Here is an 18431-nt window from a genome sequence, read left to right on the forward strand (position 1 = left end):
TGGCTATGGACTTACAACAACGAGCGCCCCAACATGGGCATCGGCGGCATCACACCCGCCCAGAAACTGAAAATGGCTGCCTGAGGTCTACTTCTGCGCCCCGTTAAAACGGGGAGGATTACCCCATGCGGACGCCGTTTTTGGGTCTCGTATTTGACAAGAGACTATTTTTTTGTCATGACCTCGCGAATGTCTTTTGGCAGAGACGCTTCAGGTTTGCCGTAAAGGCGAGCCTTTCCCTTCTCGGCTTTCAGTGCGACAATAACCTTGCCGGTTTTCTGATGGATCGCTATTGCTCCGAAATCGGTATTGCACATATGCGGACGGCAGCCGGCTCCGGTAATCCAGTCGCCATCTTCGACCATCTTGTTTGATCCGACCATGATACTTGTCCGGGCCTCGTCGAGGGCATCCCAGCCTATCTGGGCAATGAGATCAGCTTCGGTTTCAGATGCGGTCAGCATCTTAAAGGGCGACTTGCCGACCCACGCAGAGACGTCATTTTTTGCTTTTTGGGCGGTTTCCGAGCTTCCCAGGCCGACAATACGCTTCGTGACGCGATGACCGTCATAGTCGAAAGCGACTTCACCTTCGCTGCCGCGACCTTGTTGGGTAACGATGAGAAGGCCGTCCTTTTCCTTGACATCAGCTCGTTCGCTACATGTGCCGAAGTCGTCGGTGACGCTGATGTTCCTCTGCTCGACATTGACCCAGCGCAGAAGCATGGCGCAGGCAGACCCGCCGGTGTTGAAACTCAGTAGGATCTTGTTTCCAAACTTTTGGGCACGGCTCGGCTCGTAGTAATCGAGCTTGACCATCTGCTTGCCGATCGAAAGTGCGTATTGGCCGCCCTTCAATTCTTTGACCTTGAGAATTCCGGCATCGGTCTGAATCGGCTCCAATGCCAGAGCGGGCGTCGAGATGAGGAAAGAAGTGATTATTCCAAAAATAATCTTGCGCATTTCAATTTCCGTGTCGTTTGCAGATTGCAAGGACGCGTTTACCAACGCCAACTGGGTCAGCAACAAAAATTTTTTCAAAACAGCACCTTGCGGATAGAGAATGTTTTTTGCGTCTCGTGTGGGCGCTGTTTTACAAATCAGTTGATGACCGCAGTTCCCCTTTCCCCGGACACACTTATCACAATGCCACGGTGACCGGGATGCCGAGGGCCGTGAAGCGGTTGCGGACTGCCACCCGGATCTGGACCTCTGCCACCTGGCGGTCAAAATCACGGGACATCAGCCGCTGGCCGAGCAGCTTCACGCAGTTTACTTTCGCCTCGGCCCTGCTGCCCCGGTGGTAGCCGCTCCAGTTCCGCCAGAGCACACGGCCCAGGTGCTTCCATGCTCGCAGGATCTCGTTGCGTGTGCGGGCTCCTGCCGTATCCGGCTTCCAAGGCCGGGCATTTCGGCGGGGCGGAATGATCGTTGCATAAAGGGAAAAGTGGACGACTTTCGTACCGCCCGTAGCATCTCCAAGCCGCCAGTTCTGTGGACTACCTTCTCAACAATGCCCTTTCAATGTTAACTGTTCGATTCGTTGACCCCGAAACTAAGCCCCTGAAGTGGCCCGCTTCTTAGCCCTTCAGCTATAGGATAGAAGCCGCGCTGAAACTGGATCAGCAAACGCATGCCGGTCGCGAGGACAGTACCGGCCTTTGACGAAACATCAGCTTCCAATTTCATGTAAAGCTCGGATTGAGTGATCTCGTCGGCTCGCAGAGTGATCGGCCCAAAATATCCAAGCGTGACGACCAATGCCAAGGCACAGACTAGGAGCTGGCTCCGCTTTTCAGCGCGGAGCACTTTGGTGGCCAGCCAACTGGTTTTCACGATGTGGAACAGAGCGCCCGCAATCGAGAAAGTAAAGGCGACCAAAGGCACGAAGGCGATGCGGATCGCGAGGTTGCCGTCCTTTTCATGCTTGCCGCCGGGCTCGAAGTCCGGGACGGGCGCGAGCAGCTTCGCCGTTTCGTCTTCCTCAATCGCGTTCAGCCAGGGAAGATATATCTGATCGCGGAACTGGGTTTCGGACAGGTCGGTGCGAAGCGGGATCTTGTGCGTCATGCCCAACTTTTCGCGCCATCTCGACTGAATCATGTCATGGGCAACATAATCCTTGAACTCGAGCGCCGGCGTCATGGCGAAGCCAGCATCACGCCTCATGCGGACATCGAACTCGGCGCGGGCCTGATCAGTGATCTTGCTTGCCACCGCCTTGTCGAAGCCCGCCTTGTCCGTGGGCTTCCAGTTGTTCGGCACCGGTACGCCTGCATTCTGAACATCCCGCGCCACCTTTGCATGCATATGCCTCGGGATTTGATCGGGACGGCGCCGGCCCAGTTTTTTCTTATACTTGGCGTTGGCGCGCTGCTGCTCACCGGGAATCTTGTCGAGCGCCGCAAGGTAGGCGTTCGACCCCTCGGCATAGGACTTGTAGCTCTCCTTGATCGCGGCCTCGCTGTCGGCATAGACATCCTCCGTCATATGCTTCAGCCCGCCCATCTCGCGTTCGGCACGGTTGCGGACAAGCTGACGAACCTCGCGCTCGGTCTTGCCCTCGACATTGTCCGTATAAAGGGCCATCGCGGGGAAAAGCGCCATGAAGGTCTTGAAGGACGGGCTGGTCCGGTCAACTTGATCGAAGTCCATCCCCCTCAAGGTCGCCGCCTCGGAGTGAATTGCATCGGCCGAGAAGACCAGAAGCGCCGCCGAGCGTTTTTGCCCGGCCGTCGCATTGTCTGAAATGAAATGCAGGATCCGTTCCTGGATGAAGTAGCTTGCGATGAAGCACAGGATCGCGACGATCATCATCCTTGGCCAAGAGGCCGAGACCGGCTTGCGATGGTCGATCGCCAGCGACCAGAAGCCCAGCGTCAGCGCGCAGCCGCTGATCATGCGACCCCAGAACTCGATGCGGTCGATCTCATCCTCGTTCACGGATGAGCCGATGACATCCAGAAGCCGGGCGTTGAAGGCCAGTTCAAAGACCAGATAGGCCGCCGTCAGGGTGAATAGGAAGATCGCCTTGTCCCGCGACCGGCCTTGCCCCGAGGGTTGCCGGGCCGAAACCGACTGCCCAGCCCTGATTTCGCTGAAATATCCGTCACTCATGACTGGGCTCAATCATTCATTAGATCAAGTTCGACGACTTTCGGGGCGCTGCCGCCCTCGACAGAAAGTTGCCGCTTGGCTGTATCCGGAACGACAAGACGCTTGCGCTTGGCGGCGGACGGAGAGGCCGCCGCGACCTTTTTCGGTGCGGCTGCGGTCGTCCTGCGGGCGGTCGTCGCACGGGTGGCGGGCTGCACCACCGCCGTCCGGGCCATTTGCGTCACGGGGGCTGGCTGGGCCGCCGGCGCATCAGGAGTCGCCATGGCAATGAGATCCATCGCCGAGACTTGGAGATGCCCGGTCTTCGAAAACTCGTCGTACTTCTGCTGGGCCAGCGGATCATTGCAGCCTGAGACTGCCATGCTACCCGAAAGAAGCAGCGGAATAAGGAAGGTCTTATGTGACATGGGAGTTATCCGTGGATGAAAAAATAAACTTGAGCGATCTGACCATTGCAGGGACACGGCGCGCGACAGGTGCAACAACCTTTGCCGCCCCACGCCTTGTTTCACAGCACAGCGCCTTGAATTCAGATGGAATCATCGAGCAAGAATGTGGATCACTTTCTTTCTCGGATGAGGTCGTATTCCGCCTTGGCTTTTTCCTTCATGATCTGGTTACGCCCATGGCGATACAGCATCGTATCATCCTGCAGCTGCAAGAAGATATCGCTCTCTGACACGGCTTCGCGGGCGGTCAGGGAATAGGAATGGGACGGGGTTTTTCCTTCCCGCACATACCAGGTGATTTCCGGGATGGCGGATTGTTCGTGCAAGTCGCAAACATCGGCCAATGCCTTGGCATCGATCTGCGCACCGGCCGCATCGTAGAACCAATGCGCCTCACGCGCCGCACCCTGGCCAGAAATGTGGTAAGCGCGCGTTTCGCAGCTTGGGAGGCCCGGAAGAGCGTCTTTATCTGAAAGCGCGGCTTTGGGGCCTTGATAGAGAACGCCGAGCACCTCGCGATCATGCTCGGATGTGTCCAAGGTCATCGACAGATGATCCTTGAGGAATTCCGATCGGCTCCAGATGTCGACCTTGGCGGCCCAGCCAAGCGCGGCGTCAATCACATTCACCTGACGCGCGGTGAACTCGACCTCCTTGCCATTCTGATGCTGCGTCACGAGCTTGAATCCCTGTCCCTCCAGCGCCGTTTTAGCTTCATCATAGGACATGCCCGGCTGCACGCCGAAGAGCTGGATGTCACGAAAGGTTTCGGCCTTCGCGGATGTGACCGAAAGCAGGATGATTCCGGCAGCAAGCAGGCAGTGGAAGATATTCATGCAGTGTCTTTCGAAATGGAAACGTGATTGTACAAAAAGCATAAGACCAGCGCGGCAAACGTTGGCCCAGAGAATAAGATTGTCAGGATTTTCCTTCCACACCCCAGAGGTTTTTCATCTCTCTTTCGACCCTAAGAGACGAGACGGCGAAACCCAGCAGCGGAGCAAGCAGCGTCTCACCTATATACTCTCCCACATCCGATGCGCTTCCGTTCGCCCAATCCCATTTCGTCGGAGCCGTGGAAATCGGGGTATTCACTACAGCCGCAAGGAGCAGCCCGCAAAGCTGAACCCCAAGAAGCATCCCTGCATTTTTGATCCAACTTGCGGATTTAGCTCTAGCGCCTTCCCCCATGATTTCGCTTGCCCGAATGCGCCGCCTGCGCGACATGGCAAGGACGCAAAAGGTCATTAAAAGCCAGGGCGACCAGAACAGAAGCGAGTAATAAGGGCCAGGTGGCACACCTAGCTCGTTGAACATCTTCAACCCGTCCGGAGAGAAACGCAGCAAAGCCAAGACGAAGCCAACCAAAAGAAACAGAAGGATATAATCTCGTTCGCCCTTCCGCAGATAAAGCTGCATGCTGGCGCGCGCCTTGCCGAGGGCCTCACCCACATGTTCGAGCGCGCCGTAGCGTGTCACCATATCTTCTGAGGGATCTTCTGCCGAGACCACGCGATGCAGCAGGTCGCGCCCCAAGGGATAGGCCAGCAGCGCTGGGTAATCCGCGGCCTCAAGGTTCCTTAGCGTCGGCGCAACAAGTTCAAGCAGATAAGCCTTGTCGACCAACATTCTTTCAGTTTCATGGCCGGCGGCGATCTGAAACTGACCCTCTTGATTGCCAGCATTGGCGCCAGCCACATAGACCGTCGCGCTATAGGTCGCCGAGCCGGTATTGTATTCCTGCTTGGTTTTGACATTGCTCCATTTGAAGGCGGATTCCTGAGTGATGAAGCCCGGCAGATTTTCCTTATGAGCATTGAACGCCTGCGCCTGCGCTTCGGTCGGGAAGTAGATGTAGCTCCGGTCGACCTTGGGCGACATCGACAGCTCAAAGCCTTTCAGGCCGCGACCATAGCAGGATGTACAGGTAATATTGCATCTCCCATTGCATCGCGAGCAATTGATCTCGCCCTTTCCGATACAGGTCGAGCAATAGACGGTCCTGGCTCCCAAACAGGAATAGCAGGTCCCACTTCGCCCCCTTCCGGCGCAAACCGAGCACGTGACATCCCTGTTCTCGTATCGAAATTTCTGTTCGAAGCCTCCACTCGCATAGTGCACGAAATAGCTCACCTGTACTTGCTTCGTGACGCTGCCCCTACCGGAACAGCCGGTGCACTTTTCAGTACCCTCACCTCTGCAGGATGAGCAGGAAACCTGACCAGAACAGCAACCATAGCCCGTGCATCGAACCTTTCCCTTGGCATTGCAATCTGGACAATCTTCGATCCTCTCACCGTCGCAATGGTCGCAAATGGCACGGTAATGGCGCGAGGCGGTGTCAAAGGTACCCTGGGAATCCGACGCTTTGTCATGGACCCAGTGTTCTACCCAAGGTGCCGAAATTCGCTCGTTCATGACCACATCCAGCTCAGCCTTGGCTTCTTCAAGCGTCTTGTCTGGAATGCAATCAATTCGCGTGATGTCGAACTGGAAGCAAAGTTCTAACTTCACCTCAGCATCATACGGATAGGCCAAGAGGGTGATATTCTGTCGGAGTTGCTGGGTATAGTCCGAGGTCGTGTTTCGATAGTCTTCATCCAGTTTGGCGTGGATGCGACTGCAAAAAATATGCGAAGCAGTGTCGTTGCTCATGTAATTGGCTTTTAATTTTGAATTCCCAATATGTTATAGCTGCTTACTTCGTTGGATAAGGCAAGCGGATTTCTCGCCGCTGACGCTCGTCGGCTCAAAATGCCACGCCACGTTCAAATGGCTGCTTCGAAGAATGCCGCCATGCGGCATTGGCTAGGCGCGAGCGGCAGCTGTGGGCCGAAACTACTTGAAGCGTGAAGTGTACCCAACTCTGCAACGCTATCGCGGTTGGGCAAACGTCCTTTTCCTGTTGGGTTTCTTGCGGCTAATTGGTGAGAAAAAGTTGAGTGAATAGATTGTCTTCCGGGTGGTAGCCGATCAGTTCCGCGCCGCCGGCCAGCGACCAATCCATCCCCGTATTTGCCGAAACGCCATTCACGACGATGCTAGGCCGTGACCAGGATTGCGATCCCGCGCCAATCGCCGCCAAAATCAACCGTCGGAAATCCTCGTTCGAGAGCCACATCCCACGAAACCATTGCAGGTTTCGTACATCATCTGCGCCGGCATGAGGATGCATTTTGCTACCACTTCCATGAGAGCCTGTTACGCTGATATGGCTCGGATTGTTTTCTCCCGGCAATATCCATCCGATCCGCATCGAGATGCTGGACATTCGCCCACCCGCTCCGGCTGCCAGCCCCGCAAGAAAGCGCTCGCCCATCAGTTTGGATGTGGCATAGACTGTAGAATCCATGAACTTCTGGCCATCATGCCAACGCGTGCCGGGCGCGGGAGGCAGGCCTTCGGATAGACCTCCGGGCCGCAGAGCAGCCGCAAGTTCGCCATCCTTGTAGCCACCCATGACATGGTTCGACGAACCAAAGATGAAACGCGAGACGCCCTCGGCTGCAGCGCAAAGACCCAGGTTGACAGTCATGTCGAAGGAAGCAGTTGCCTCCTTCCAGGACGCGTCAGGAAACGGATTGACAGCAGCAAAATGCACAACGCAATCGACGCCCTGCATGTGCTTACGCCACGGCCCATCCGCAAGCGTCAAGTCCGCGATGACGGGCTCAAGCTTGGGATGGGCGGGCAGGTCCGCGGGCAGTGCAGGCCAATAAAGCCCCACGACCCGGCTACACCAATCGGTCGCAAGCAGCGCCTTGATCGCCTTCGCGCCAAGATTGCCGCCGGCACCGGTAACCAGCACGACCTGCCCCTGCTCTTCCCGCATTACGAATCCTCCCCGCCCTTAGTCGATCAGTCGCGATAGACGACTTCCTGCATGCCCCGGATATAACCGATGGCATAAAGTCGGCCAAAGGCGGAGTAACCGGCATCGTCATTGCTGTCGCCTTCGACGGTAGGGACATGGTCGGGGCGCAGGACGCCGTCAAAGCCGATATCGCGGTAGGCCTGCATGCAGGCCACCATGTCGGTCTTGCCGGCGTCATGCCATGTCTCGTGGAACCTGATCGGATCGCCTTCGACGTCGCGGAAATGCACGAAACTGATCTTCTTGCCGAATTTCCTGATGGTCGCGGGCAAGTCCCCCGTCATCAGGGTGAAGTTGCCCTGGCACATGGTGATCGTGTTGCACTCCGACGGCATCATCTCCAGCAGGCGCTCGAAATTCGGGACGGTGCGCATGATCCGGCCCACACCGCGGATCGGCGAGGTCGGCGGGTCGTCGGGATGCATCGACAACGTGACCCCGGCCTTTTCCGCCACCGGCATCACGCGGCGAAGGAAGTATTCGAGGCTCTCCCAAAGCGCGTCCTCGCTGATCGGCGGCTGGTCGGTCAGATCCTCGGGCACCTGTGACAGGTCGAAGGCGGTGACCACCGAACCGCCGCGGCTGGGACGGGCGAAATCCGTGCGCAGCCAGTTGAAATCCGTCATCCATTCGTAGCACCAGACCGGGATGCCCAGCTTGCCCATGTTGACGAGCAGCTTGCAGACCTCGTCGATCTCCTCGTCGCGGCCCGGCAGGCCACGCTTGGCAAGGTTCAGCGGCGGGCGGGATTCGATCACCCGCAGTTCGAAACCCGCGTCATTGTAGCGCTGCTTGAGGCGGGTCAGCGGCCCGAGGTCGCAGGAGGTCTCGCCCGCATGGACGAGATCCTCGGGGGGCAGGCCGCCCACGGCGAGGTTGACGCCCGCCTGCTGCGCGAGCCGCCAGATCTTGTTGGGCGTCGGCGCGATGAATTCGGCGATCTGGATCATGATGTCTCCGTAAGAATGGATGTCAGGCGGCGCAGATGGCCTGGTCCCGAGCATCGAAGAAATGCGCGCGCGCCGGGTCATAGGCCAAATGGATCACGGAACCCTTGCGCGCCGGGGTGTCGTTGTCGATCTTGGCGACCAGCATGGTGCCATTGCCGATCTCGACATGGACGATGGCCTGCTCGCCGAGGCGCTCGACATTGGTGACGGTGCCGCTGAACGCGGCCTCGGCTTGCGGAACCTCGCGCAGATGCTCCGGGCGAATGCCGAATTGCAAGCTTTCGCCGACGATGCGCGCATGAGCCGGAAGATCGTTCTCGCCGCCGCCCGGAAAGCGGATGCGATCGCCCGAGCTTTCGACCGGAATCACGTTCATCGCCGGCGAGCCGATGAATTGGGCGACGAAGACATTGGCGGGACGGTGATACAGTTCCATAGGGCTGCCGACCTGCTCGATCCGACCGGCATTCAGCACGACGATGCGATCGGCGAGCGTCATCGCCTCGGTCTGGTCATGCGTCACGTAGATCATCGTCGTGCCGGGCATCGCATCCTTGAGGTTCGCGATCTCGATCCGGGTCGCGACCCGCAAGGCGGCGTCGAGATTGGACAGCGGCTCGTCGAAAAGGAAGACGTCGGGGTCGCGGGTGATGGCGCGGCCGATGGCGACGCGCTGGCGCTGACCGCCGGAAAGCTGCTTGGGCAACCGGTCCAGATAGTCGGTCAGTTGCAGCATGGCCGCGGCCTTGCGGACCTTGGCGTCGCGCTCCGGCTTCGGGATCTTGGCGAGCTTCAGGCCGAAGGCCATGTTCTCGCGCACGGTCATGTGCGGGTAGAGCGCGTAGGACTGGAAGACCATCGCGATGCCGCGCGCATCCGGGGGCACCTCGTTTGCCCGCATCCCCCCGATATCCAGCGTGCCATCCGAGATTTCTTCAAGCCCCGCGATCAGCCGCAAAAGGGTGGATTTGCCGCAGCCCGAGGGGCCGACAAAGACGATGAATTCGCCGCTCTTGATATCGAGATCGATCCCCTTGATGACCTGATGGCCACCGAATGTCTTCCGGATCTGGTTCAGACGGACATCAGCCATGACATGCTCCCGCTTAGCCGTGACTTGCCTGCGCGGTGCGCCAGGCTTCATATTCGCCACGCGCGTCCTCGCGCAGCGGGTAATATTTGCGCAGGTCCGCACCCTGCAGCAATTTCATGCGGGTGAATTCTTCCCATTCGACGTGATGGGTGGCGCGCTCCAGCAATTCCTGCGCCATCGCGGCAGGCACGACGACCGCGCCATCGTCATCCGCGATGATGATGTCGCCGGGATAGACCAGCGCCTCGCCGCATGCGATCGGGACATTGACGGCAAAGGGAATGATGTTGGTCTGGGTGTGGTAGTTTGGCGTGACGCCCTTGATCCAGTAGCCAAGATCGAGTTCGAGGCATTGCGCCGAATCCCGGATGCAGCCGTCGATGATGACGCCCTTGCCGCCCTTGCCCGCGAAATAGCTCAGCATCATCGAGCCGAAGATCCCGCTCGTCATGTCGCCCCGCGCGTCGACGACGATGATGTCGCCCTCTTGGGTGTGGTAAAGCGCATGGCGGTGCAGCTGCGCCTCGGGGTCATCATATTCGTTGGCCCCGTAGACATCCTCGCGCTTGGGCATGAATTGCAGCGTCAGGGCCGGGCCGGCGATCGAGCGCCCGCGCGTATAAGGCACCGGGCCGCGAATGAAGGTGTCGCGCAGGCCCATCTGGTTCAATTCGCCAGCGGCAGTCGCGCTGCCCACCGCGGCGAGCGCCTCGCAGAGTGCCCGCGGCGGGCGTTTGATGTCAGGGGTGTGGGTCACGATCTTGATCCTGAAAAGAGTTTTCTTGGTATCCGCTGCGAGGCTCCCGGCCAGTCTCGACCGGGAGCCCGAAGGGTCACTCGACCTTGAGTTCGTCGATCTTGGCGGCGGCCCAGGCCACGGCATCCTCCGGCGCCTCGCCATCGACGAGCACGCGCTGGATTGACTGGGTCACGACCTTGGAGGTGCTGACGGTCGCCGCCCAAGGAGTCGGGGGACCGGAAAAGCCGTCGACGACCCCATTGCGCGCCATTTCGTCGAAATTGGCGAAATCGGGGTTCTCGGCAAAGAGCGGCATCGATTTCGTCATGTTCGGATAGATCGGGATCCAGCGACCGCCGACGGTTTCGATGATCTTCTGGTAGTGATCGGGCGCGAAGAAATAGCGCAGCCATGCCTTCGCGTCGTCCTGGCGGTCGGATTTGTTGCTGACCATCCACGAGAAGGTCGAAAGCAGCGTGGCCGAGCGGCCATTCTCGCCCGGTCCGACCGGCATCGGGATCAAGGCGGTGTCGGCCAGGAGGTCCTGATCGTTTTCCTTGAGCCAGCTGTAGACGCTGGGTGGGTTCATGATGAAAGCGGCGCGTCCGGTCTGATAGGCAGTATTGTTGCCGGCATCGTCCCAAGTCAGGGTCGAGCGCGGGATCGTGCCCTCGGCGAACATGTCGGCGATGTATTTGTAGGCCGCGACCGTTTCGGGCGAATTCCATGTCACCTTGGTCCCGGTCTCGTCGAACATCTGGCCGCCAAAGGACCAGACCACCATTCGGGCCATGGTTTCGGCATCATTGGCCTCGCTCGTCGGAAGACCGAAGGCCGTGATCGCCGGGTTCTTGGCGAGGATTGCCTGCGAGGCACTGCGCAATTCGTCGAGGGTCTTGGGCAGGCCAAGTCCGGCCTCCTCCAGCAGATCCTTGCGCGCGAACATCGGCACCACATCGACCTCGAGCGGCAGCGCCATGGCCTTGCCATCGCGCATGACCGAAGGAACGGTGCTTTCATAGATGCCACCGTCCACGGCGCGCATATCGGCCAGAACATCGTCCAGTGGCTGGGTCACCCCGAGCTTGGCGAAGTACTGCACCTGCTGGCCGACATTCATGAAGACGTCGGGCATCGCATCGCCCTGAATGGCGGCGGCGAGGCGCTCGTTCAGGACATTGGCCGGAACGATGCTGTACTCGACCGAGATGCCGCGTTCGCGCCCGAACTCCTCGGCCATCTGGGTGATCAGGTCATCGGCCTGCTGGTTGAATGCCTGGATCGCCCAGATCGTCAGATCCTGTGCATGGGACATCGCGGGCAACAGCAATGCGACCGAAGTCGTCAACGAGGCCATAAGCTTCTTCATGTGTTTTCCTCCTCCAAACTATTGATTTCCTGGGGATCACCCCTTGACGCTGCCGGCGGCCAATCCCTCCACGATGTACCGTTGCGCGACGATGTAGATGGCAAGTATGGGAATGATGGCGATGACCGAGCTGGCCATGAGCTGGCCCCAGATGAAGGTGTCGCCCATGATCAGACCGTTCAGTCCCGCGGTGAAGGTCTTGGTCTCGTTGGAATGGACAAAGACCAGCGCGTAGAGGAACTCGTTCCAGGCATGAGTGAAGGCAAATAGTGCCACCACAGCGAAGCCCGGCGTCGCGATCGGCAGGATCACCTTCAGGAGCGTCTGGATACGGCTCGCGCCATCCATCCGCGCCGCCTCGTCCAGCTCGGCGGGAATGGTGCGGAAATAGCCGATCAGCATCCAGGTACAGAAGGGGACGGTGAAGGTCAGATAGGCCACGACGAGGCCGGTCTTCGTGTTCATCAGGCCCATGGATTGCAGCACCAGAAACAGCGGGATGAACAGCAGGGACGGCGGCAGCAGATAGGCCGTGACAATGGTGCGCGCGGCGATGGCCTTGCCCTTGAACCGCATCCGGGCCACCGGATAGGCCGCGAGCGCGCCCACCACCGCCGAGATGATCGTGACCGCCACCGCGACCTGCGCCGAATTCCAGACATAGCGGATGAATTGCGAGCCCCAGATGCTGGCCTCGAAATTCGACCATGTCAGCTTGTGGGGATAGAGCGTCGGCGGGTAAGCATAGATCTCGCGCGAGGTCTTAAGCGAGGTGACGACCACCCAGTAGATCGGCGCCAGCGCCCAGATCACCGAGAACCCAACGCCCAGCGTCGTGAATATCCTGCGCGCCGATTTTTCAGATTTCGAACGGACCATTTTCCACCCCTCCCTTTTCAGTTCTCGTCCTTCAGCATGCGGCGGGTCAGCAGCACAATGAGGATCAGGAAGACCGGGATGACCGAGACGAGCACGGCGGAACCGAGGCCGAGCTTGCTCTGGGCGATGCCGTAGTGATAGGCGAGCGTCGGCAGGATATGGGTGCGCATGGCTGGCCCGCCGCCGGTCAGGACATGGACCATGTGGAACGAGTTGAAGGTCCAGATCGTCGACAGCATGACGGTGACGAAGATCACCTCTTTCAGCTGCGGCAGGATGACCGAAAAGAACCGCCGGACCGGTTTTGCCCCGTCGATCGCCGCCGCCTCATTGAGATCGGACGGGATCGAGCTGAGCGCGGCCAGGAACATCATGGTGAAGAAAGGCAGGCCGTGCCAGATCATCGCGATGCCGATGGACCACAGGCCCCAGCTCGGGTCCGACAGCCAGTAGATCGGCCGGTCCGACAGGTGCAGCGACATGGCAAGATAGGACAGGATGCCGGCCTGCTCGTCGAAGATCCATTTCCAGGACAGGCCCGCGATCAGGCCCGGAACCGCCCAGGGCAGGAAGGCAAGGGCACGCAAGAGGCCACGCATCGGCATGGGCTGCGACAGCGCCACCGCGCAGCCAAGCCCCAGCACCAGCTTCACCGCGACCACTCCCAGCGTCAGGACGAGCGAATTCCAGGCGGCCCGGATGTAATGGGGGTCCGAGAACAGCTTCTTGAAATTCGCCAACCCGACGAAGGCGCTGTCCTGCCCGACCATCTGGTTCGAGAAGGCCGTCGAGACGCCATCCACCATCGGATAGGCGACGAAGGTGGCAAATACGGCCGCGGCCGGCGCAAGGAACAGATAGGCGACGAGCCAGTCCGGTCGATGCTTCCTTATCCGGCGCGGCAATGGCGGCGCCGTGAAGCCATCGGGCAAGCCCGCGGCCAAATTCTCTTTCGTCACGACGCGGTCCTCCCCGACAGCGGCCCTGCGAGCAGGTCGATCCCATGGGGCCGGCCTGATCCTCCTTCGCCTCACGAATTCTGTAGTTTCATATTTGACACTTCAGAGTTCACATTATAAACTTATAAAGTCCATATTTGCGAGCTGTCAAGCCATGCCCGACGAAAGCGAACTGTCTGCCAACCGCAATCCGGCCATCGAGAAGATGATGGCGATCCTCACGGAAATAGAGCGCCAGCCCAATGGCTTGCCCCTTGGCAGGGTCGCCGAGGCAGCCGGCGTCACGCGCTCGACCGCCTATCGGATCCTCAATTCCCTCTTGGCGCATGACATGCTGCGCCAGCTCGACAATGCCCATTTCGTGCTCGGAAGCAGGCTGCTGAGTCTCGCCGATTCCGTGACGGTCGGAGCCTTGGGGACGCGAGTCGCGAACGCGGCTCAGCCCATCATCGACGAGGTCAGCCGCACGATCGGAGAGACGGTGAAGGTCTCAGTCTGTGATCGCGGGCAGGTCGTCGTCGTCGCAATCAGCCTGGGGCGGAAGGCCCGCGCCTTGCAGGCGCAACTCGGGGAACATTTGCCGATCCACGCCGGGGCTGGCAGCAAGGTCCTTCTTGCGCATTCCTCGCGGGACGAGATCGATCGCGTTCTGGGCAGCAAGCTGCCGACTTACACGGAGCGCACGCTGAGCGACCCGCAGGAACTTCTGACGGAACTTGACCAGATACGCCAGCAAGGATGGTCGATCGACCCCGGCGAGTTCGACCTGTCCATCCGAGCCTGCGCCGCCCCCATCAGGAACCGGCAAGGGCAGGTCACCGCAGCTTTGAGCATTCCGTTTTTCGCCGATATCTCTCAGGAATACGAGGCATCGTTGCTGAATGCCGCCCAGGCTGCTGCGCGACACATCAGTGAAATTTTGTAGGGGTGGAACTCGGTTTTGGTTTCTGCGCCGCAATGCACTATTCGCCGCTAATTGGGCCCGCTATGCCAGCCTGATCGTTAGCGGCATCACCACGAAGAAACTTTCCAGCACCCAGTGAAGCAGGCTGAAAAGAAGAACCCACGAGTGGAGAAAATAACCTGGACGACCTGCTGCGCGGCCTTTCGGCAGAACTGGTGCGAGGCGTATTCGTTTTCGTGACGGTCGAGCCTGAGAACGTCCCGGCTGGTCTGTCGCCCCGGATGATTTTTCAGGAAGCGGAAGGCTTGACGCTGATCCTACTGCGGGAAGAGGTCGAGGCGCAGGGCCTTGCATATGAATTCTCATGTCGAATGATCACCATGACGGTGCATTCGTTTCTGGAAGCGGTGGGATATATCCGGATTCTTACATGACCATCTTTTCATCCCTGCTGGTCGTGCAACCGAAGCCATGACGATCTTGCTTGCACACAATTGCTCAAGACCGTCAGTGATTTCCCTCTTACGAAGGTCGGTTTTTCCGCATCATAGCCAGAGTCATATTCGGTCTCGCTGCGAGGCGTTTGAGCGTCCGCTTCGGCGAATGCCGCCGCGCAGCGTGCGCCGCGATCGAATGGCCGGAGTGGGCCGACTATGGGTGAAGGTGCGGCAGGCCCGGCGAAGGGCTGGCTTAGAGCTCTTCGAGGGATCGCGCGCGGAAGATCAGTTCGTGAATGATCCCCTGAGATTGGAGTTGTCGGCAAATCAGGCTGTAGAAAATGATTCTCCGGCAGCAGCGGCGACCAGACTGCATACTCCCTGTGTGTTTCGACCTCTGCCAGACTGCACGACGCGTACGCGATAGCCCATTTTGCTCGTGTCCGAGTTTAATCCGATACAGATATGCTCCGCGCTGCTCCAAATGAGCAATCGTGGTATGATCGTGGTGGCGGCGAGCCAGAAGGCTGCGTCGGCTCAGGTTTTGCGATTCTAAATTCCATTTCTACCGCCAAGTTGTCAGTAGCGGGAGGAAGCCATGACAACATTCACCCTGAACGGCGTCGAGCGGGAGTTCGGCGAGAGTGAGGCAATGCCCCTCCTGTGGGCGATCCGCGACATTGCTGGCCTCACGGGAACGAAATACGGCTGTGGCGTCGGGCTTTGCGGTGCCTGTACCGTGCATGTCGACGGCAAGGCTGTCCGCTCCTGCCAGGCAACCCTCGGAGAGGTTGCCGGCAAGAGTGTCACCACGATCGAGGGACTGGACCCTGCCGGCAATCACCCGGTTCAGGTCGCCTGGCGCGACCGGAACGTGCCGCAATGCGGCTTCTGCCAGACTGGCCAGATCATGCAGGCCGCAGCCTTCCTGAACGAAACGCCGAAACCGACCGACGACGAGATCCTGACGGCGATGTCCGGCAATGTTTGCCGTTGCGGCTGCTACCAGCGGATCGTCGAGGCCGTTCGCCTCGCCAGCACAGGAGCCTGAGCCATGCTGAAATATATCCAGCCCCATCTGGCAAGCGCGCAGGAACGCGTGCGCTTGGCCAAGGTCACGCGCCGCGGGTTTCTTGGGACAGCCGGCAGTTTCGCGATTGCGGCCTATGCCGTTCCGGCCCGTGCCTTCGACACCTATGCGGTCGGCGGTTCGGACATGCCACATGGCATCATCGAGAACCCGCTCATCTTCGTCTCGATCGATGCGGACGGCACCGTCACCCTTGTCGCCCATCGTTCCGAAATGGGCACTGGCAGTCGCACCTCATTGCCCATGGTCATCGCCGACGAGATGGAGGCCGATTGGACGCGGGTGAAAATCGTGCAGGCTCCGGGAGACGAGCCGACCTACGGCAATCAGGACACGGACGGCTCGCGCTCCATGCGCCACCATATTCAGGTTGCGCGCAAGATCGGAGGATCGGTTCGCACCATGCTGCAGCGGGCGGCGGCCCAGCAATGGGGCGTCGAGCCGACGGCGGTCAAGGTCGAGATGCATCAAGTGACAGGACCCGGCGGTCAAAGCGTCGGCTTCGGCGATTTGGCCGTCCAGGCGATGGCGCAGCCCGTCCCGTCACATGCCGAGATCACCTATAAGACCGAGGATCAGTTCCGCTACATCGGCAAGGGTCAGGTGCAGATCACCGACCTTCACGACATCACCACCGGAGCCGCGATCTATGGTGCCGACGTGGTCCTTCCCGGCATGAAATTCGCGGTGATCGCCCGACCACCCGTGGTCGGCGGGAAGGCCAGTTCCTACGATGCGACCGAGACGCTCGCCGTGCCGGGGGTCGAGAGCGTCCACGAGCTACCCTATGCATCGATGCCCACGAAGTTCGCGCCGCTTGGCGGGATCGCCGTGGTGGCAAGCAATACCTGGGCGGCGCTGGATGGTCGCGAGCGGCTGAAGATCGCGTGGGAGGCAGGGCCGCATGGCGCCTACAGTTCGCCCGCCTATATGGCCGAGATGATCGCCACATCCGAGCAACCCGGAACGGTCGCACGCAATCAGGGAGATTTCGACGCGGCCCTCGCCGGCGCGGCAAAGACCTTCACCGGAACCTATACGCAGGACCACATCGCGCATATCCCGATGGAGCCCCCGGCAGCGATTGCGCATTATACCGCGGAGGGACTGGAGATCTGGGCCCCGGTCCAGAGCCCCTATGCCGCGCGCGTGGATGCAGCGGCGGCGCTGGGGCTTGATCCTGCGAAGGTGAAGGTGAATGTCACCCTTCTCGGCGGCGGGTTCGGACGAAAATCGAAAGCCGATTTCGTCACCGAGGCGGCGCTGCTCTCAAAGGCGGTCGGAGCGCCGGTCCGGGTCCAGTGGGCGCGCGAGGACGATGTGAAGCACTCGTTCTACCACACGACGTCTGCCGAGCGGATCGATGTCGCGATGGACGCGGCCGGGAAGGTCACCGGCTGGCGGCATCGCTCGGTGGCGCCCTCGATCCTGTCCACCTTTGCCCCGGACGAAGGCAATGTCATGCCGCTGGAACAGGGGATGGGCATGAGCGACCTGCCCTTCGGCGTCGCGAATATCCGCTGTGAAAGCGGCAAGGCCTTGGCGCATACCCGCATCGGTTGGTTCCGTTCGGTGTCGAATATCCCTCATGCCTGGGCGATCGGGTCTTGCGTGGGCGAGTTGGCGGCGCAGCTCGGCAAGGATCAGAGGGCCATGTGGCTTGAACTGATCGGCGCGCCGCGGGTTCTCGATGCCAAGGCGGCTGGTCTGCCGGATGACTTCTGGAACTACGGCGAGCCGATGTCCGAGTTCCCGATCGATACCGGGCGGCTCATCAATGTCCTGAACATTGCCGCTGACGGCATCGGCTACGGAAAGGACCTGCCCAAAGGCGAGGGCATCGGCCTAGCCGTCCATAGAAGCTTCGTCTCCTATGTCGCCTGTGCTGCGCGGGTGAAGGTGACCGGGGGCAAGATTACCGTTCCCGAGATGCACATGGCGATTGACTGTGGCTTCGCGGCAAACCCCGAACGGATCCGCAGCCAGTTGGAAGGCGCGGCGGTGATGGGCATGACGGTGGCGCTGCATTCTGGCATCACCTTCGAAAAGGGTGCGGTCGAGCAGTCGAACTACTATGATTACGACGTCGTGCGCTCGGACAATTTCCCCTCGGTCGTCACCCATATCGTGTCGCATCCCTTCTCGGTCCATGCAACCGGAGTGGGCGAACCAGGCGTGCCGCCGGTCCCTCCCGCGATCGCGAACGGACTCTTCGCGGCTACCGGCGAGCGGCGTCGACATTTGCCGATGGGAGTGGACGCCTGAATCCAGAAAACCCCGCGAGTAGGATTCGTGCGGGATCACCTGTTCCGGGAGGTTGATTGACAGCGTCAAGTTAGCCGACGCAGCGATGCTCGCCGCGACGAGCACGAGTGGCCGCTGTGGGGAACCTCCGCCGCGACGCGTTTGTCATACTGACCGACCGGTTAGGGCCGGCCGACATGATACGTGCCGGCCGGCTTCAGGACTACAGATCTATCCCCTCTGACAGCGTCAGCGCATCGTCGAGATCGACGCCGAGGTATCGGACAGTGCTGTCCATCTTGGTGTGGCCCAGCAGAAGCTGTACCGC

The 18431-nt window shown here is 59.9% G+C and carries 16 protein-coding genes and 2 pseudogenes; 4 read left to right on the top strand and 14 right to left on the bottom strand.

The window, feature by feature from the left end; translation table 11 throughout:
* Positions 1-164: 164 nt before the first annotated feature.
* The 13 genes and pseudogenes from ESZ60_RS19200 to ESZ60_RS19260 all read right to left on the bottom strand — a co-directional run bounded on the left by ESZ60_RS19200 (position 165) and on the right by ESZ60_RS19260 (position 13428).
* Positions 165-1040: a hypothetical protein gene (locus ESZ60_RS19200; RefSeq protein WP_134682304.1), complete on the bottom strand. Its 876-nt coding sequence runs from the start codon at positions 1038-1040 to the stop codon at positions 165-167.
* Positions 1041-1140: 100 nt separating this feature from the next.
* Positions 1141-1431 (bottom strand): annotated as a pseudogene (locus ESZ60_RS19205) (IS5/IS1182 family transposase); the annotation flags it as partial.
* Positions 1432-1526: 95 nt separating this feature from the next.
* Entirely contained in the window at positions 1527-2816 is a 1290-nt protein-coding gene (locus tag ESZ60_RS19210) for a hypothetical protein (RefSeq protein ID WP_134682305.1), read from the bottom strand.
* Positions 2817-3124: 308 nt separating this feature from the next.
* A complete protein-coding gene (locus ESZ60_RS19215) occupies positions 3125-3523 on the bottom strand; it encodes a hypothetical protein (RefSeq protein WP_134682306.1) in 399 nt (132 codons plus the stop codon).
* Between the two features lie 152 nt (positions 3524-3675).
* Positions 3676-4401: a hypothetical protein gene (locus tag ESZ60_RS19220; RefSeq protein ID WP_134682307.1), complete on the bottom strand. Its 726-nt coding sequence runs from the start codon at positions 4399-4401 to the stop codon at positions 3676-3678.
* A gap of 82 nt (positions 4402-4483) precedes the next feature.
* On the bottom strand, positions 4484-6220 hold the full coding sequence (locus ESZ60_RS19225) for a DnaJ-like cysteine-rich domain-containing protein (RefSeq protein WP_134682308.1): 1737 nt from the start codon (positions 6218-6220) through the stop codon (positions 4484-4486).
* A gap of 265 nt (positions 6221-6485) precedes the next feature.
* Positions 6486-7397, bottom strand: coding sequence for an NAD-dependent epimerase/dehydratase family protein (locus ESZ60_RS19230; protein WP_134682309.1), 912 nt, complete (start codon positions 7395-7397; stop codon positions 6486-6488).
* Between the two features lie 26 nt (positions 7398-7423).
* A complete protein-coding gene (locus tag ESZ60_RS19235) occupies positions 7424-8389 on the bottom strand; it encodes a mannonate dehydratase (protein ID WP_134682310.1) in 966 nt (321 codons plus the stop codon).
* A 22-nt stretch (positions 8390-8411) separates the two neighbouring features.
* On the bottom strand, positions 8412-9482 hold the full coding sequence (locus ESZ60_RS19240) for an ABC transporter ATP-binding protein (RefSeq protein ID WP_134682311.1): 1071 nt from the start codon (positions 9480-9482) through the stop codon (positions 8412-8414).
* A 13-nt stretch (positions 9483-9495) separates the two neighbouring features.
* Positions 9496-10239, bottom strand: a complete 744-nt coding sequence (locus ESZ60_RS19245) for a ribonuclease activity regulator RraA (RefSeq protein ID WP_134682312.1) — start codon at positions 10237-10239, stop codon at positions 9496-9498.
* Between the two features lie 76 nt (positions 10240-10315).
* Positions 10316-11590: an ABC transporter substrate-binding protein gene (locus tag ESZ60_RS19250; protein ID WP_134682313.1), complete on the bottom strand. Its 1275-nt coding sequence runs from the start codon at positions 11588-11590 to the stop codon at positions 10316-10318.
* A 36-nt stretch (positions 11591-11626) separates the two neighbouring features.
* Positions 11627-12469: a carbohydrate ABC transporter permease gene (locus ESZ60_RS19255; RefSeq protein WP_134682314.1), complete on the bottom strand. Its 843-nt coding sequence runs from the start codon at positions 12467-12469 to the stop codon at positions 11627-11629.
* A gap of 17 nt (positions 12470-12486) precedes the next feature.
* A complete protein-coding gene (locus tag ESZ60_RS19260) occupies positions 12487-13428 on the bottom strand; it encodes a carbohydrate ABC transporter permease (protein ID WP_134682315.1) in 942 nt (313 codons plus the stop codon).
* Positions 13429-13582: 154 nt separating this feature from the next.
* On the opposite strand from ESZ60_RS19260, the gene ESZ60_RS19265 reads away from it, so the two are divergent.
* The 4 genes from ESZ60_RS19265 (at position 13583) to ESZ60_RS19280 (ending at position 18124) form a co-directional block, all read left to right on the top strand.
* Positions 13583-14353, top strand: coding sequence for an IclR family transcriptional regulator (locus tag ESZ60_RS19265; RefSeq protein ID WP_134682316.1), 771 nt, complete (start codon positions 13583-13585; stop codon positions 14351-14353).
* 194 nt (positions 14354-14547) lie between these two features.
* Complete coding sequence (locus ESZ60_RS21515; RefSeq protein ID WP_245155785.1) at positions 14548-14766, top strand: ACT domain-containing protein; 219 nt, start codon at positions 14548-14550, stop codon at positions 14764-14766.
* Positions 14767-15367: 601 nt separating this feature from the next.
* Positions 15368-15820, top strand: a complete 453-nt coding sequence (locus ESZ60_RS19275; protein ID WP_134682317.1) for a (2Fe-2S)-binding protein — start codon at positions 15368-15370, stop codon at positions 15818-15820.
* A 3-nt stretch (positions 15821-15823) separates the two neighbouring features.
* Positions 15824-18124 (top strand): xanthine dehydrogenase family protein molybdopterin-binding subunit, encoded by a 2301-nt coding sequence (locus ESZ60_RS19280; protein WP_134682318.1) that lies wholly within the window; start codon positions 15824-15826, stop codon positions 18122-18124.
* Between the two features lie 202 nt (positions 18125-18326).
* Here ESZ60_RS19280 and ESZ60_RS21520 read toward each other — a convergent pair.
* Positions 18327-18431, bottom strand: a pseudogene (locus ESZ60_RS21520) (integrase); the annotation flags it as partial.

The organism is Paracoccus ravus (genome assembly GCF_004522175.1).
GTDB classification, from domain to species: Bacteria; Pseudomonadota; Alphaproteobacteria; order Rhodobacterales; family Rhodobacteraceae; genus Paracoccus; species Paracoccus ravus.

Bases quoted from the DNA above. Each gene is read 5' to 3' on its own strand.
- ESZ60_RS19210 (WP_134682305.1), bottom strand. From the start codon at position 2,816: ATGATGATCGTCGCGATCCTGTGCTTCATCGCAAGCTACTTCATCCAG.
- ESZ60_RS19215 (WP_134682306.1), bottom strand. From the start codon at position 3,523: ATGTCACATAAGACCTTCCTTATTCCGCTGCTTCTTTCGGGTAGCATG.
- ESZ60_RS19220 (WP_134682307.1), bottom strand. From the start codon at position 4,401: ATGAATATCTTCCACTGCCTGCTTGCTGCCGGAATCATCCTGCTTTCG.
- ESZ60_RS19225 (WP_134682308.1), bottom strand. From the start codon at position 6,220: ATGAGCAACGACACTGCTTCGCATATTTTTTGCAGTCGCATCCACGCC.
- ESZ60_RS19230 (WP_134682309.1), bottom strand. From the start codon at position 7,397: ATGCGGGAAGAGCAGGGGCAGGTCGTGCTGGTTACCGGTGCCGGCGGC.
- ESZ60_RS19235 (WP_134682310.1), bottom strand. From the start codon at position 8,389: ATGATCCAGATCGCCGAATTCATCGCGCCGACGCCCAACAAGATCTGG.
- ESZ60_RS19240 (WP_134682311.1), bottom strand. From the start codon at position 9,482: ATGGCTGATGTCCGTCTGAACCAGATCCGGAAGACATTCGGTGGCCAT.
- ESZ60_RS19250 (WP_134682313.1), bottom strand. From the start codon at position 11,590: ATGAAGAAGCTTATGGCCTCGTTGACGACTTCGGTCGCATTGCTGTTG.
- ESZ60_RS19255 (WP_134682314.1), bottom strand. From the start codon at position 12,469: ATGGTCCGTTCGAAATCTGAAAAATCGGCGCGCAGGATATTCACGACG.
- ESZ60_RS19265 (WP_134682316.1), top strand. From the start codon at position 13,583: ATGCCCGACGAAAGCGAACTGTCTGCCAACCGCAATCCGGCCATCGAG.
- ESZ60_RS19275 (WP_134682317.1), top strand. From the start codon at position 15,368: ATGACAACATTCACCCTGAACGGCGTCGAGCGGGAGTTCGGCGAGAGT.
- ESZ60_RS19280 (WP_134682318.1), top strand. From the start codon at position 15,824: ATGCTGAAATATATCCAGCCCCATCTGGCAAGCGCGCAGGAACGCGTG.